The sequence below is a fragment of the Streptomyces sp. NPDC014734 genome, from assembly GCF_043083325.1.
Taxonomy (GTDB): Bacteria; Actinomycetota; Actinomycetes; order Streptomycetales; family Streptomycetaceae; genus Streptomyces.
The window spans coordinates 63,582-78,624 of sequence record NZ_JBIBYN010000001.1 but is presented as its reverse complement, the minus strand read 5'-3'; the positions used below and the strand labels follow the sequence as shown (position 1 = coordinate 78,624).

General features: G+C 70.3%; 14 protein-coding genes and 1 pseudogene. 11 read left to right on the top strand and 4 right to left on the bottom strand.

The genetic code is table 11. The annotated features are described in order from the left end of the window. The first annotated feature begins 10 nt into the window (after positions 1–10). The 6 genes from ACF1CT_RS00405 to ACF1CT_RS00380 all read left to right on the top strand — a co-directional run bounded on the left by ACF1CT_RS00405 (position 11) and on the right by ACF1CT_RS00380 (position 5,536). Positions 11–319: a DUF2469 domain-containing protein gene (locus ACF1CT_RS00405; protein WP_043444228.1), complete on the top strand. Its 309-nt coding sequence runs from the start codon at positions 11–13 to the stop codon at positions 317–319. A gap of 127 nt (positions 320–446) precedes the next feature. Further along, positions 447–803: a YraN family protein gene (locus ACF1CT_RS00400; protein ID WP_391781516.1), complete on the top strand. Its 357-nt coding sequence runs from the start codon at positions 447–449 to the stop codon at positions 801–803. Then, the gene (locus ACF1CT_RS00395; protein ID WP_391781515.1) at positions 803–2,425 is read left to right on the top strand and encodes a YifB family Mg chelatase-like AAA ATPase; all 1,623 of its coding nucleotides are present in this window, start codon (positions 803–805) and stop codon (positions 2,423–2,425) included. The genes ACF1CT_RS00400 and ACF1CT_RS00395 overlap by 1 nt, the downstream gene beginning before the upstream one ends. Continuing rightward, positions 2,422–3,762 (top strand): DNA-processing protein DprA, encoded by a 1,341-nt coding sequence (gene dprA / locus ACF1CT_RS00390; protein ID WP_391781514.1) that lies wholly within the window; start codon positions 2,422–2,424, stop codon positions 3,760–3,762. Before ACF1CT_RS00395 ends, dprA begins: the two co-directional genes overlap by 4 nt. Positions 3,763–4,013: 251 nt before the next feature. Beyond that, positions 4,014–4,850, top strand: a complete 837-nt coding sequence (gene whiG, locus ACF1CT_RS00385) for an RNA polymerase sigma factor WhiG (RefSeq protein ID WP_391781513.1) — start codon at positions 4,014–4,016, stop codon at positions 4,848–4,850. A 119-nt stretch (positions 4,851–4,969) separates the two neighbouring features. Continuing rightward, positions 4,970–5,536 (top strand): TetR/AcrR family transcriptional regulator, encoded by a 567-nt coding sequence (locus ACF1CT_RS00380; protein ID WP_391782143.1) that lies wholly within the window; start codon positions 4,970–4,972, stop codon positions 5,534–5,536. A gap of 272 nt (positions 5,537–5,808) precedes the next feature. Here ACF1CT_RS00380 and ACF1CT_RS00375 read toward each other — a convergent pair. Then, a pseudogene (locus tag ACF1CT_RS00375) lies at positions 5,809–6,399 on the bottom strand (peptidoglycan DD-metalloendopeptidase family protein); the annotation flags it as partial. Positions 6,400–6,676: 277 nt separating this feature from the next. On the opposite strand from ACF1CT_RS00375, the gene rpsB reads away from it, so the two are divergent. The 5 genes from rpsB to ACF1CT_RS00350 all read left to right on the top strand — a co-directional run bounded on the left by rpsB (position 6,677) and on the right by ACF1CT_RS00350 (position 11,311). Further along, entirely contained in the window at positions 6,677–7,600 is a 924-nt protein-coding gene (rpsB, locus tag ACF1CT_RS00370) for a 30S ribosomal protein S2 (protein ID WP_391781512.1), read from the top strand. A gap of 99 nt (positions 7,601–7,699) precedes the next feature. Next, positions 7,700–8,536, top strand: coding sequence for a translation elongation factor Ts (gene tsf / locus ACF1CT_RS00365; RefSeq protein ID WP_391781511.1), 837 nt, complete (start codon positions 7,700–7,702; stop codon positions 8,534–8,536). Positions 8,537–8,696: 160 nt separating this feature from the next. Beyond that, on the top strand, positions 8,697–9,473 hold the full coding sequence (gene pyrH / locus ACF1CT_RS00360) for a UMP kinase (RefSeq protein ID WP_391781510.1): 777 nt from the start codon (positions 8,697–8,699) through the stop codon (positions 9,471–9,473). A gap of 180 nt (positions 9,474–9,653) precedes the next feature. Then, positions 9,654–10,211 carry a ribosome recycling factor gene (gene frr, locus ACF1CT_RS00355; protein ID WP_391781509.1) on the top strand — a complete coding sequence of 186 codons (558 nt, stop codon included), beginning with the start codon at positions 9,654–9,656 and terminating at the stop codon, positions 10,209–10,211. Then, complete coding sequence (locus ACF1CT_RS00350; protein WP_391781508.1) at positions 10,211–11,311, top strand: phosphatidate cytidylyltransferase; 1,101 nt, start codon at positions 10,211–10,213, stop codon at positions 11,309–11,311. Before frr ends, ACF1CT_RS00350 begins: the two co-directional genes overlap by 1 nt. A gap of 206 nt (positions 11,312–11,517) precedes the next feature. Here the strand turns inward: ACF1CT_RS00350 and ACF1CT_RS00345 are convergent, their stop codons facing one another. From ACF1CT_RS00345 to ACF1CT_RS00335, 3 genes are all read right to left on the bottom strand, one after another. Next, a complete protein-coding gene (locus tag ACF1CT_RS00345; protein WP_391781507.1) occupies positions 11,518–12,780 on the bottom strand; it encodes a tyrosine-type recombinase/integrase in 1,263 nt (420 codons plus the stop codon). Positions 12,781–12,850: 70 nt separating this feature from the next. Further along, positions 12,851–13,093, bottom strand: a complete 243-nt coding sequence (locus ACF1CT_RS00340; protein WP_391781506.1) for a helix-turn-helix transcriptional regulator — start codon at positions 13,091–13,093, stop codon at positions 12,851–12,853. A gap of 466 nt (positions 13,094–13,559) precedes the next feature. Continuing rightward, a complete protein-coding gene (locus tag ACF1CT_RS00335) occupies positions 13,560–15,041 on the bottom strand; it encodes an ATP-binding protein (protein ID WP_391781505.1) in 1,482 nt (493 codons plus the stop codon). Positions 15,042–15,043 lie beyond the last annotated feature (2 nt).

The following is a 15,043-nucleotide window of genomic DNA, read 5'->3' as shown; positions in this document are numbered from 1 at the left end:
GAACATGCCAATGAGCGCCGAGGACCTCGAAAAGTACGAGACCGAGATGGAGCTGAAGCTCTACCGGGAGTACCGAGACGTCGTCGGTCTGTTCAAATTCGTGATCGAGACCGAACGGCGCTTCTACCTCACCAACGACTACGAGATGCAGGTGCACTCGGTCCAGGGCGAGGTGTTCTTCGAAGTGTCGATGGCGGATGCCTGGGTCTGGGACATGTACCGGCCCGCACGCTTCGTCAAACAGGTACGCGTGCTGACGTTCAAGGACGTCAACATCGAGGAGCTCAACAAGAGCGATCTCGAACTTCCGGGTGGCTGAGACGTCTCCACCGGAGGGCTGATTCGCACGTACGGGTGGCCGGGATATCCACAATCCCGGAGTTGTCCACCAAGATCCACCAACCGGGGCCGAACCCGTCAGAGTCGGCCCCGGAGGTGGTGCCGATATGAACGCACGGGGCGCACTCGGGCGGTACGGCGAGGATCGGGCGGTGCGGCTGCTGACCGACGTCGGCATGTCCGTGCTGGAACGGAACTGGCGCTGCCGCGCCGGTGAGATCGACATCGTCGCGGTCGACGGTGACGTACTCGTGGTGTGCGAGGTGAAGACCCGCAGAGGCGGTGTCTTCGAGCATCCGATGGCCGCGATCACACCGCGCAAGGCGGAACGGCTGCGCCGTCTGGCCGGGATCCGGCTGCACCGGTGCGGCGGGCCGCCGGGCGGGGTCCGCATCGATCTGGTCGGTGTGCTGCTGCCCAGGCGCGGGGCACCCGTGGTCGAGCATGTGCGCGGGGTGGCCTGATGGGGTTCGCGCGGGCGTGTTCGGTGGCGCTGGTCGGCGTCGAGGGTGTGGTGGTGGAGGTCCAGGCCGACCTGGAGGCGGGGGTGGCCGCGTTCACCCTGGTGGGCCTCCCGGACAAGAGCCTGGTGGAGAGCCGGGACCGGGTGCGGGCCGCGGTGGTGAACTCCGGGGCCGAGTGGCCGCAGAAGAAGCTCACGGTGGGGCTGTCGCCCGCGTCCGTGCCCAAGGCCGGCTCGGGGTTCGATCTGGCGGTCGCCTGCGCGGTGCTGGGGGCGGCGGAGCGGATCGATCCGGAGTCCATCGCCGATGTGGTGATGATCGGGGAACTCGGGCTGGACGGCCGGGTGCGGCCGGTGCGCGGTGTCCTGCCCGCCGTGCTCGCCGCGGCGGAGGCAGGCTATCGCGAGGTCGTCGTGCCCGAGCAGACCGCGGGCGAGGCGGCGTTGGTGCCCGGCGTCTCGGTGCTCGGGGTGCGCAGCCTGCGGCAGCTCATCGCGGTGCTCTGCGACGAACCGGTGCCGGACGAGCGGAAGGACGACCGGGGGCGGCCGGACGCGATGCTGGCCGGGCTGCTGGTGCCCGGCGCGGGTACCGGCACCGGCCTCGTCCCCGGACCCGGCCGGGGCGACGGCCACGCGCCCGATCTGGCGGACGTGGCGGGACAGGAACGGCCCCGCATGGCGCTGGAGGTCGCCGCGGCGGGCGGCCACCACCTGATGTTGTCCGGTCCGCCGGGCGCCGGCAAGACGATGCTGGCCGAGCGCCTGCCGGGGATCCTGCCGGAGCTGACCAGGAAGGAGTCCCTCGAAGTCACCGCGGTGCATTCCGTGGCGGGGCTCCTGCCGCCCGGGGAGCCGCTGGTCACCCGCGCGCCCTACTGCGCGCCGCACCATTCGGCGACGATGCAGTCGCTGGTCGGCGGGGGCAACGGGCTGCCGAGGCCCGGTGCGGTGTCCCTGGCCCATCGGGGAATCCTCTTTCTGGACGAGGCGCCGGAGTTCTCCGTACGGGCGCTGGACGCGCTGCGCCAGCCGCTGGAGGCCGGGCACGTGGTGGTGGCACGGAGCGCCGGCGTGGTGCGGCTGCCCGCGAGGTTCCTGATGGTCCTGGCCGCCAACCCCTGCCCGTGCGGCCGGCACTCGCTCGGCGGCGACGGCTGCGAATGCCCTCCCTCGATGGTCCGGCGCTACCAGGCCAGGCTGTCCGGGCCGCTGCTCGACCGGGTGGACCTGCGCGTGACCGTCGACCGGGTCGGACGCAAGGACCTGATGGGGCAGGGCGGCAGAGGGGAGTCGACGGCCGTCGTCGCGGCCCGGGTCCGGGAGGCCCGGGCGCGGGCGGCGGACCGGCTGACCGGCACCGGGTGGAGCACCAACAGCGAGGTCCCCGGTCACGAACTGCGGACCCGGCTGGTTCCGGCGCCGGGCGCGCTCCTGGAGGCGGAACGGGACATGGAACGCGGCCTGCTCACCGCCAGAGGGCTGGACCGCGTCCTCAGGGTGGCCTGGACGGTCGCCGATCTGCGCGGTGCCGACCGCCCGGACGGTTCCGATGTCGCGGTGGCGCTGGAACTGCGCACCGGAATCCCCCGGGGGGCCGCGGTGCGGGCCGGTGCGTCATGACGGCGGGTGCGGAGCACGGACGAGAGAGGTGGGCTCGCCGCCTCCCGGAGAGCGCCGCGGGACCGGGACGGGAACCGGAATCGGGACAGGGACCGGAATCGGGACGGGGACCGGAGCCGGGAGCGGGACGGGAACCGGGAGGGGGAACGGCGTGCGAGTCCGGTGCGGAGCCGGGTAAGGGGACCGGCGATCGGGAACGGCTGGCGCGGGCCGCACTGACCCGCGTCCTGGAGCCCGGGGACGAGCGCGCCGGCCGCTGGCTGCGCGAGCACGGGGCCGTCGAACTGCTGCGACGGCTCACCGCCGGGGACGCGACCGCGCGACGGTTGGACGGAATGACCACGAAGCGCCTCGACGGGTACCGGCTGCGGGCCGAACACGGCAAGCCCGAGGAGGACCTGGCGGCCGTCGCCGCGCTCGGCGGGCGCTTCGTGTGCCCCGGCGAGCTGGAGTGGCCCAGCCAGCTCGACGACCTGGGCGATGCCCGGCCGATCGGTCTCTGGGTGCGGGGGCCGCGTGACCTGCGTCTCTGGGCGCTGCGTTCGGTCGCCGTGGTCGGCGCCCGCGCCTGCACACCGTACGGGGCCCATATGGCGGCGAGCCTCGGCGCGGGCCTCGCGGAGTCGGGATGGGTGGTCGTGTCGGGGGCGGCGTTCGGGGTGGACGGGGCGGCACACCGCGGCGCGCTCGCCGTCGACGGGGCGACGATGGCCGTCCTGGCCTGCGGGGTGGACGTCGCCTATCCCAGGGGACACGCCGAGTTGATCGGACGCATGGCCAAACAGGGACTCGTCGTCGGCGAGTTGCCACCGTCCGGTCATCCGACCCGCAGCAGATTCATCCTGCGGAACCGGGTCATCGCCGCGTTGACGCGGGGAACAGTCGTGGTGGAGGCCGAACACCGAAGCGGTTCGCTGGTGACCGCGCGCAGTGCCCAGCGGCTCGGCCGCTTCACGATGGGGGTGCCGGGCCCGGCCACCAGCGGGTTGTCCGCGGGGGTCCACGAGCTCCTTCGGGGCGAGGGCGTCCTGGTGACGAGCGCCTCGGAAGTCGTCGAACTGGTGGGTGAGATCGGCGACCTGGCCCCCGTCCGCGGTGGCCCCGTGCGGGCCCGGGACCTCCTCGACGCCGAGTCCGCCGCCGTCCTCGACGCGCTGCCGTACCACGGGACCGTCGGCGGCCGGGACGTGGCGCGCGCCGCCGGGACCAGCACCGACGAAGCACTCGGCCGACTGTACGAACTGCACTCACTGGGGTTCGTCGAACGACAGGGCGACGGATGGCAGTTGACGCGACGGCCGACACGCAATGGCGACGCGCGGCGAGGCGGTACTTGACCTGGCGCATTCGGGTGAAAAGGTGATGCCGACGACCTCGGCCGGTCCCTCGGCGCGCCCCCGGGGCCGACGCGTGCCGCGACGGCCCCGGACCGCGGCCATGTCCGATCGGCCGGAATCGTACGGCGCCGATCCGCCGCCCTGCGCGGACCGCGACGACTCAGTCACGCTACGCTCACAAGGATTCCGCATCAGGCACAAGTCCCCCGATCCCAGCACTTCACAGCAGACAGAACGGCTCAAGGCACCACATGCCCCAGCACACCTCCGGGTCTGACCGCGCGGCAGTACCACCGGCTGCGCGTGGCACTGTGCGCCCCTCTGCCCCCTCCTCTCTCGACGAGTTGTGGCGTTCGTACAAGTCCACGGGCGACGAGCGGTTGCGGGAACAGTTGATCCTGCACTACTCGCCGTTGGTGAAATACGTCGCGGGCAGGGTGAGCGTGGGCCTGCCCTCCAACGTCGAGCAGGCGGACTTCGTCTCCTCCGGTGTGTTCGGACTGATCGACGCGATCGAGAAGTTCGACATCGAGCGCGCGATCAAGTTCGAGACCTACGCGATCACACGCATCAGGGGCGCGATGATCGACGAGCTCCGGGCGCTCGACTGGATCCCCCGATCGGTGCGTCAGAAGGCGCGGGCCGTGGAACGTGCCTACGCCACGCTGGAGGCGCAGTTGCGGCGGACCCCCTCCGAGCCGGAGGTCGCCGCGGAAATGGGCATCGCGCTGGAGGAACTGCATTCGGTTTTCAGCCAGTTGTCACTGGCCAACGTGGTCGCGCTGGAGGAGCTCCTGCACGTCGGCGGCGAGGGCGGGGACCGGCTGAGCCTGATGGACACGCTGGAGGACACCGCAGCCGACGATCCGGTGGAGGTCGCCGAGGACCGTGAGCTCAGACGACTTCTCGCCCGGGCGATCAACACGCTCCCGGAGCGGGAGAAAACCGTGGTCACGCTCTACTACTACGAAGGCCTGACGCTCGCCGAGATCGGCAACGTGCTCGGCGTCACCGAGAGCCGGGTCAGCCAGATTCACACCAAATCGGTGTTGCAACTGCGTGCGAAGCTCGCCGACGCCGGTCGCTGAGAGCACCGTCGGCCGACGCCGTCCATGGCCGCTTCGGCCAATCATTCGGGGGGCGCGCGCACCCGCTCGAACACCGGTCGCCGTAAAGTGGACGTGTGCCCAGGATTCGAGCGGCCTCGGTGGCCGAGCACCGGACCATGCAGCGCGGCGCCCTCCTGGACGCCGCACGCTCCCTGCTGTCCGAGGGAGGGACGGAGGCGTTGACCTTCCCCGCCCTCGCCGAACGTACGGGCCTCGCCAGGTCCTCTGTCTACGAGTACTTCCGCTCCCGGGCGGCCGTCGTCGAGGAGCTGTGCGCCGTCGACTTCCCCGTCTGGGCGGCGGAGGTCGAGAACGCGATGGAGCAGGTCGCCACGCCCGAGGCGAAGATCGAGGCCTATGTGCGCCGACAGCTCGACCTCGTCGGGGACCGGCGGCACCGGGCCGTCGTCGCGATCTCCGCGAGCGAGCTGGACGCCGGCGCACGCGAGAAGATCAGAGCCGCGCACGGCGGGTTGATCGCCATGATCGTCGAGGCGCTCGGCGAACTCGGCCACGAGCAGCCGAGGCTCGCGGCGATGCTGTTGCAGGGCTCGGTCGACGCAGCGGTCCGGCGTATCGAACTCGGTGTGGCGGAGGAGCCGGACGTGATCGCGGACACCGCCGTCGCCATGATCCTGCGCGGCGTACGCGGCGTACGGGACTGAGACCGCCGCCGTACGGCGGCGAGCACGACGCCGGGGGCGGCGAGCCCGCCCCCGGTCTTCCCGGTCTCCTCCGCTCCCGTCACTTCTTCGGCCCCCGCCACTTCTTCGGCCTTCCCGGACCCGTCGGCCGACGGGCCGGGTTCCGGGACGCCGAACACCGGCAGCAGCCGGGACGGGCCGCGCCGCAGCAGTCCGGGCGGCAGCAACGACAGTGGATCCAGGTACGCGTCACCGCGCCGCAGCCCCCAGTGCAGACAGCCCGACGCGCAGTGGAACGGTCCCGGCCCCAGTACCGCCACGGCCTGCCCGGCCGTCACCCGGTCGCCCTCGGCGACGAGCGCGCGCACCGGCTCGTACGTGATCCGCAAGGGCGGGTCGCCGGTCCCGGCCACCTCGATCGTCACCACCCCGCGCCCCGCCACCGGCCCCGCGAAGGCCACCCGGCCCGAGGCCGCGGCCAGTACCGTCACGCGCGGTTCCGCGGCGAGATCCACGCCGCGGTGGCCACGCCCGTAGGCGTGAGCCGGTGGCTCCCAGCCCCGGACGACCGCAGGACGCCCGGCGAGCGGCCACGTCCGGCCGACGGTCGGCGTCGGCGCGAGGACGGAACCTTCGGGGGCGGGCCCGGACGGGGGCGTCGGCGCGGACGCCCGGGCGGTGCCCGGGGACGCGGACGTCGTGGCCCCGGCCGTGACGTCCCGGATGCCGCACAGCAGCACGAGAAGCGCCGCCGTCGCCACGGCGGCGGCGCGGCGGAGCCCCGTTCCGCGGCGGGAACCGGGTCGGGAGTCGGGCCGGGAGGGGCGGCGGAGGCAGCGGCGGGAGAGCCGGCGGGAGGCGGTCGGACCGGGGGTGTGTCGCATGACGGAACCGTCCCGCACCACCGCGATCGCGGGGGATCATGGACCGGATCTGTGGACGGCCGGCCCGTTGTGGACAGCGCCGTCACCCGGCACCCGAGCCGTCCCGTACACTTCCTATGGCGATCCGGGTCACCGGGTCGACTTCGCACGCCCCGCCACCTCCCTCTCAGCGGACGGTGGCCGCGCTCCTCGGTCCCTCGTGGCACGGCGCGTCGGGGCGTCAGGCGCGACGGCAATCCTGCCGACGCGACAACCGAGTACCTCAAGGAGTACGGCCATGGCCGTCGTCACGATGCGGGAGCTGCTGGAGAGCGGCGTCCACTTCGGTCACCAGACCCGTCGCTGGAACCCGAAGATGAAGCGCTTCATCTTCACCGAGCGCAACGGCATCTACATCATCGACCTGCTCCAGTCGCTGTCGTACATCGACCGCGCCTACGAGTTCGTCAAGGAGACCGTCGCGCACGGCGGCTCCATCATGTTCGTCGGCACCAAGAAGCAGGCCCAGGAGGCCATCGCCGAGCAGGCGACGCGCGTCGGCATGCCGTACGTCAACCAGCGTTGGCTCGGTGGCATGCTCACCAACTTCTCCACCGTCTACAAGCGCCTTCAGCGCCTGAAGGAGCTGGAGCTCATCGACTTCGAGGACGTGGCCGCCTCCGGCCTCACCAAGAAGGAGCTCCTGGTCCTCTCCCGCGAGAAGGCCAAGCTGGAGAAGACCCTCGGTGGTATCCGCGAGATGCAGAAGGTGCCGAGCGCTGTCTGGATCGTCGACACCAAGAAGGAGCACATCGCCGTCGGCGAGGCTCGCAAGCTCAACATCCCGGTCGTCGCGATCCTGGACACCAACTGCGACCCCGACGAGGTCGACTACAAGATTCCGGGCAACGACGACGCGATCCGCTCCGTCACCCTGCTCACCCGCGTGATCGCCGACGCCGTCGCCGAGGGCCTCATCGCCCGTTCCGGTGCCGCCACCGGTGACTCGAAGCCGGGCGAGAAGGCCGCCGGCGAGCCGCTCGCCGAGTGGGAGCGCGACCTGCTTGAGGGCGACAAGAAGGCCGACGCCGAGGTGCAGTCCTCCGCCGAGACCGAGAAGGTCGCCGACGCCGAGAAGCCCGCCGAGGCCGCCGCCGAGGCTGCTGTCGAGGCCACCGAGAAGCCGGCCGAGGCCCCGGCCGCGGACGCCGAGCAGGCCTGACACCCGTCACGGCTGATGACGGCGGGGGCAGGTGCCACAAGCACCGCCCCCGCCGTCCACCCGTAGATCTTTCAGACTTCGAGAGAGAAACCCAGACTCATGGCGAACTACACCGCCGCTGACGTCAAGAAGCTCCGCGAGCTGACCGGCGCCGGCATGATGGACTGCAAGAAGGCGCTCGACGAGGCCGAGGGCAACGTCGACAAGGCCGTCGAGGCGCTCCGTATCAAGGGCCAGAAGGGCGTCGCCAAGCGCGAGGGCCGTTCTGCCGAGAACGGCGCCGTCGTCTCCCTCATCTCCGAGGACAAGACCTCCGGCGTTCTGCTGGAGCTGAAGTGCGAGACGGACTTCGTCGCCAAGGGCGAGAAGTTCCAGAACGTCGCCAACACGCTCGCCGCCCACGTCGCCGCGACCTCCCCGGCCGACCTGGAAGCGCTGCTCGCCTCCGAGATCGAGGCCGGCAAGACCGTCCAGGCGTACGTCGACGAGGCCAACGCCAACCTCGGCGAGAAGATCGTCCTGGACCGCTTCGCGCAGTTCACCGGCGGTTTCGTGGCCGCGTACATGCACCGCACCATGCCCGACCTCCCGCCGCAGGTCGGCGTCCTTGTCGAGCTGGACAAGGAGAACGCCGAGGTCGCCAAGGACGTCGCGCAGCACATCACCGCCTTCGCCCCGAAGTACCTCAGCCGCGAGGACGTCCCGGCCGAGACGGTCGAGAACGAGCGCCGCGTCGCCGAGGCCACCTCGCGCGAGGAGGGCAAGCCGGAGGCCGCCCTCCCGAAGATCGTCGAGGGGCGGGTCAACGGCTTCTTCAAGGAGGTCGTCGCCCTGGAGCAGGCGTTCGCCAAGGACAACAAGAAGTCGGTCCAGAAGGTTCTGGACGAGGCCGGTGTCACCCTGAAGCGCTTCGCGCGCATCAAGGTCGGCATCTGAGTCCGTCCGCGAACAACGGTGGACCCCGGACGGGGTCCGGTGCAGTCGTCGGCCGCACCCATGCCGTACGACCGCAGATCTGACGAGGAGGCCATTGCCGCGGAGGGACACCAGACCCACCGGCAATGGCCTCCTTCGTATGTGCACGAGGAGAATCCCCATGAACAAGGGCGCGGACAACGCCACAGGTGACGACAAGCGCGACGACGGCAAAGTGCCCGGACGCTTCATGCTGAAGCTGTCCGGAGAGGCGTTCGCCGGTGGCGGCGGACTCGGTGTCGACCCCGACGTCGTCCACGCCATCGCCCGGGAGATCGCGGCGGTCGTCCGTGACGGCGCGGAGATCGCGATCGTCATCGGCGGCGGCAACTTCTTCCGCGGCGCCGAGCTCCAGCAGCGCGGCATGGACCGGGCCCGGTCCGACTACATGGGCATGCTCGGCACGGTCATGAACTGCCTGGCGCTCCAGGACTTCCTGGAGAAGGAGGGCATCGACTCCCGCGTCCAGACCGCCATCACCATGGGGCAGGTCGCCGAGCCCTACATCCCGCTGCGCGCCGTGCGCCACCTGGAGAAGGGCCGCGTCGTCATCTTCGGCGCCGGCATGGGGATGCCGTACTTCTCCACGGACACCACGGCCGCCCAGCGCGCACTGGAGATCGACGCGCAGGCGCTGCTGATGGGCAAGAACGGGGTGGACGGGGTCTACGACTCCGACCCGAAGGCCAACCCGGACGCGGTGAAGTTCGACGCGCTCGAATACGGCGAGGTGCTCGCCCGCGATCTCAAGGTCGCCGATGCCACCGCCATCACGCTCTGCCGAGACAACGATCTGCCGATCCTCGTCTTCGAACTGACCGCGACCGGCAATATCGCCCGCGCGGTCAAGGGTGAGAAGATCGGCACGCTCGTGAGCGACCGGAGCACCCGGGCCTGAACGAACCGGGGAACCTTCCCGGGAAGCCGCGGGGAAGGTTCGGGGCCTGCGGGGAACACCCACTACGCCCCCCGAAGGATGGACAACGGCCTGCCGGTCGGACACCGTGCAGGTGAGGACGCGACGCAGACCCGCGGGCCCGAGCACGCCGGGCCCACTCAAGACACGCAGGAGCACGTGGTGATCGAAGAAACCCTCCTTGAGGCCGAGGAGAAGATGGAGAAGGCCGTCGTCGTCGCGAAAGAGGACTTCGCCGCGATCCGCACCGGCCGCGCGCACCCGGCGATGTTCAACAAGATCGTCGCCGATTACTACGGCGCGCTGACCCCGATCAACCAGCTCGCCTCGTTCTCGGTGCCCGAGCCCCGCATGGCGGTCGTGACGCCGTTCGACAAGAGTGCGCTGCGCAACATCGAGCAGGCCATCCGCGACTCGGACCTCGGCGTCAACCCGAGCAACGACGGCAATATCATCCGGGTGACCTTCCCGGAGCTCACCGAGGAGCGCCGCCGCGACTACATCAAGGTCGCCAAGGCGAAGGCCGAGGACTCCAAGATCTCCATCCGGGCCGTGCGCCGCAAGGCCAAGGAGGCCCTCGACAAGATGGTCAAGGACAAGGAGACCGGCGAGGACGAGGTGCGTCGCGCCGAGAAGGAGCTCGACGACACCACCGCGAAGTACGTCGCACAGGTCGACGAGCTGCTGAAGCACAAGGAAGCCGAGCTGCTCGAAGTCTGATGAACGACTCTTCCTGGGGTGCCCCGCAGGGGGCCGGCCACCGGGGTGCGCCCGAGATGTGGGCCGCCCCGGCGGGTCCTGTCCACGATGAGCGGGGCGCCCAGCAGACTCGGCCCATGCCCATCGTGCCGGACATGTCCGACGCAGGCAGAGACGACGCAGGCAGAGACGCAGATGACCGTGAAGACCGGGACCGGGGAGCCGCACGCCTGAGCGGCGGCCTCCCGGTCCGCGACGAGAAGCCGCAGGAGCCCATGTCCACCGCGCCCCCGCCCCCGCAGAAGAAACGTGCGGGCCGTGATCTGCGAGCCGCCATAGGGGTCGGTGTGGGGCTCGGCGCCGTCATCGTCGCCTCGCTGTTCGTCGTGAAGGCCGTCTTCGTCGGCGTGATCGTCGTCGCCGTCGTGGTGGGCCTGTGGGAGCTCACCTCCCGGCTGTCGGAGCGCAAGGGCATCAACGCGCCGCTCGTGCCGCTGGCGGTCGGCGGCGCGGCGATGGTGGTGGCCGGTTACACGAAGGGCGCCGAGGGCGCCTGGGTGACCGTGGCGCTGACCGCGCTCGCGGTGCTCGTCTGGCGGATGACGCAGCCGCCGGAGGGCTACCTCAAGGACGTCACGGCCGGCGTGTTCGCCGCGTTCTACGTGCCGTTCCTGGCCACCTTCGTCGCCATGCTCCTGACCGCGGACGACGGACCGCAGCGGGTGCTCACCTTCCTGCTGCTGACCGTGGTCAGCGACACGGGGGCGTATGCGGTCGGCTGGCGCTTCGGCAAGCACAAGCTCGCACCGCGCATCAGCCCGGGCAAGACCCGTGAGGGGCTGTTCGGGGCCGTCGCCTTCGCGATGGTCGCGGGCGCGCTGTGCATGCAGTTCCTGATCGACGGCGGTGCCTGGTGGCAGGGACTGCTGCTCGGGCTCGCGGTGGCCGTCAGCGCCACCCTCGGCGACCTGGGCGAGTCGATGATCAAACGGGACCTCGGCATCAAGGACATGGGCACGCTGCTGCCGGGGCACGGCGGGATCATGGACCGGCTGGACTCGCTGCTGCCGAGCGCCCCCGTGGTCTGGCTGCTGCTGGTGCTGTTCGTGGGTTCCGGCTGATCCGTACAGGACGGTTCGCCGCCCTGACCTGGGCATTCATGTGTGGGGCCCGCCGCCCTGAGGACGTTGTCCACAGGGCGGCGGGCCCTCGTCGTTCGGTCTGCGACACTGGATGAACCATGCCTAAGCCCGGAGAACTGGCGGCGATTCGGCAGCGAATGGCCCCTGACCAGGACGTTTAGTGTTCGTCAGGGGCCGTTCGCGTGCTATTGGGCCGTCTCTGGGCCGTCGGGCCCCTCAGAGGCAGGCAAGAACAGCCCGTCAATGGCGTTCCGGGTCCGTTCCTGGCTCGACGGCATGAGGTGCGCGTACACGCGCAGTGTGAGCGCGGGATCGGTGTGCCCCAGGTACTGGCTCACGGCCTTGATGCTCTCGCCAGCGTCCAGAAGCACCGAGGCATAGAAGTGTCTCAGGGCATGCATGCCATGCTCGCGCGCGGACCCGTGCTTGCCGTCCGGCCCGGCGTCCGGGATGAGGCCGGCGACCGCGAGCGCGGGCTTCCACTCCTGGATGTTGAAGTTGCTGCGCCATACGACCCCGCTCGCGCTGTTCGTGAACAGAAGGCGGGCCGAGACCTTCGGACCATCTGGCTTCCGCCACGGCAGCGTGATCTCAACCGGTTTGAAGGTGTCCATGTGGACGCGCAGAGCCCTAGCCACCGACGGCGGCAGCGGTACGTCACGTTCCCGGTTGCACTTGGGCGGGGCGAACACCGCCTTCCCTCGGATGAGCTTCACCTGCCGGACCACACGCAGGATGCCGCCCTCGAAGTCGACCGCTTCCTCAGCGAGACCCACGATCTCACCCTGCCGGAGTCCGCACCCCGCCCCGGTGTCCACCATGGTCTGGTACCGCTCAGGGAGCGCCGCGCGAACTGCGTGCACCTGGGCAGGCAGCCACGGCACGACGCGGCGCCGCTCGACTGCGGGCGGGCGGACAGACTTCACGGAGCACGGGTTGCGCGACAACAGGCCGTCGTCCACGGCCGCGCTCAGTACCGCTCGTACGTCGCCGTAGATGTTGCGCGCGTATGCGCCGCTCACAGCGGGGTTCGACTCCAGGGCACTGACGAGTCCGCGGATGTGCTCGGGGCGGAACGAGTCGAGCGGACGAGTGCCGAGAACGGGGAACGCGTGCAGCCGCAACCGCTGTTCCGTCACGATCTGACTGGACACGTCGGCGGTATGAGCCGTGAGCCACTTCTCGGCGTACCCCTTGAACGTCACCCTGGCGGCGCGGGGGTCGACGTACTGACCTCGCGACATGTCGGAAGCGACGTTGGCGAGCCAGTTTTCAGCGAGCCGCTTCTGTCGGTCCGGGAAGCTCTTCGACTTCTCGGTGCCGTCGGGGCCGACGTAGCGGGCACGGTAGCGAAGTCCGAGCCCGTGCCGGTCGGTCTTCACTCGGACGGCCTTGCCCTCGGCGGTGGTCTCGCTCTTGAACCAGCGGTCTTGGATGTGACCGGCCAAAGGATGCTCCTGTGGGCATGCGGCAGGGGCGCGACCCGCGCGGGTCGCGCCCCTGCCGGTTGGTGGGGTGTCAGGCGGCGGCGGTTTCGGTGTTGCTCTCGACCCAGCCACGGACGGCAGCGGGGTCGTAGCGCAGGTACTTTCCGATGCGGATGGCGGGCGGGCCGACTCCGGTCTTGCGCCAGGTGTAGAGCGTCTCGATGCTCGGCAGGCTGAACATCTCGATGAGGTCTTCGGGGGTGAGATAGCGGTCTGGCAGTCCGGCGCGCAGAGTCGTCTGCGGGTCTGCCTCTGGGATGCGTTTCGGGGCCACGATGCGACTCCTTGGCGGGAAGCCGGGGCTTCGAGCGGTGGGCATTTCGGGGCGCACCTGTCCGAGGTGCGGATTCCTGCGTCACCGCGTCACCCGCGTCATCCGGGCCTGCGACCTGCGGCTTTGGGTGACGCACCGGATCGGGTGTGCGTCACCCGTGCGTCACCTCCTGCGCCACCGGTGACGTGCGGGGTGACGCGGGTGACGCAGGGGTGACGCAGGATTTGCTGTCTGCGTCACCCCTGCCGGTGCAGGTCAGGGGCCGGTTTCCGTCCCGGGTGACGCGGGTGACGCAGACCTTCCCTACTTAGGAAAAGGGAGGGGTGTCTGTAGTAGTGCAGGTGACCCTTCAGACGAGGTGAGGGGCCCTCCGGGCACGTCCCTTGAGCGGCTTACGCCGGACAAGCAAGAGGAGCACCCGGGCGGGCGTGCTCCTCTTGCTTGTCCGGGTGACCGGGTGGCGTGGTCAGAACGCCGCTGCCTGCTGCGGGGGCGGGGGCGGGGATGCGGCCTGGCGGGTCATTTCGAGGTAGCGGCCGGTTTTGGTGCGTCCGCTGTCGATGAGAACACCCCGGGCCGCAAGGGTGGGCTGGAGGCGCTTGAGCCGGTCGGAGAGCACTTTGCCCGTGGTCGGCCACCCTTTCGGCAGGGGGCGCAGTTCGTCGCCGCTGTAGAGGCGGCTCAGACAGTGCAGCCACTCCGTGGACGTCATCCGCTGCTCGCCGCCGGGTTCGAGGCTGTCGGCGTGCTGGAGGACGGTCTGCGCCAGCAGGTCGCCCTCGATGACGTCGTCGTTGAGGTCGTCCAGGACCGCCCGGTATGCGGGCAGAGCCCCCAGCCCCGTGGCGACGTCGAGCTGGGCGCAGAGGTGGGCGAAGTCGGCCATCCGCAGATCAGTTGGTGTCTCCGCGGTGGCGGCACGCACTTTGACCGTGAGGTCGAGGAGCGACCCGAGGATGACAGGCAGTGCCTCTTCGTACTCCGTCCAGAGCTCGGCCTCGGTCCGCCGCACCCGGGGCCGCTCCAGACGCAGTGGCAGCAGCCGTTCGGCGAGGTCGGGGCGGATCACTCCGACGTCGATGCCGGTCAGGAGCAGGGGGCGGCGGTAGCGGGCCCGGTGCACGTCCCCGTCGGTGAAGAGAGCCCTTTTCACGGACTCGGCTCCGGTGACGATGCAGCACATGGCGTCGGACAGGTCCGGGGTCATGTGGGAGAGGTTGTCCAGGGCGGTGACCCATCCGGCGGCCACGGCCGCGATCAGGTTCTCCTCGTCCTTCGGGGCCCGGCGCAGGTCCCCGCTCATGCCTTCCACGATCCGCACCAGCATCCGCCCGCCCGTGGATTTCCCCGCTCCCTGCGGCCCGGTGAGGAACGGGGCCGGGACGGGGACGGACGGTCCGAGGCAGCCGATCAGCCATGCGATGGCGAGGCATTCGGTTTCGGCGCCCGCGAAGTTGCAGAGCCTGAGCAGCAGGTCGATTCCCTTGCCGTCGGTGTCCTTGACGGGCAGGGGCAACTCGCCCGTGAGCTGGGTGCGTCGCCAGCACACCTCGCGCGGGTCGGGGACGGTGATCTCCCAGCCGGTGGGGTGGATGCGGACGGACTGCCCATCGGCGCGGCCCAGGTCGAGCCAGGTGGCTCCGTCGAATCCGGGGGCGACGCGGATGTGGACCGTCTGGGTGGCCTCGGTCAAGGCGAGGGCTTCGATCAGGTCCAGAGCTTCCTTCAGCGAGGTTCCGTTGAAGACTCCGACCTTGTCCTTGTACATGCCGACCATGAGTTCTTGGCGGTGGCTGCCCGTGGTGCCCTGGGAGCGGATGGGGCGGGCGACGGGGTGGCCGTTGCGCTGGGCGTAGACGGTTCCGTCTGCGGTCCGGAAGTACCGGAAGTGCCGCTGCGCGTAGTCGGTGATGACCTCGCGTGCCGGGTTCTTCTCGTCCTCGGACACGC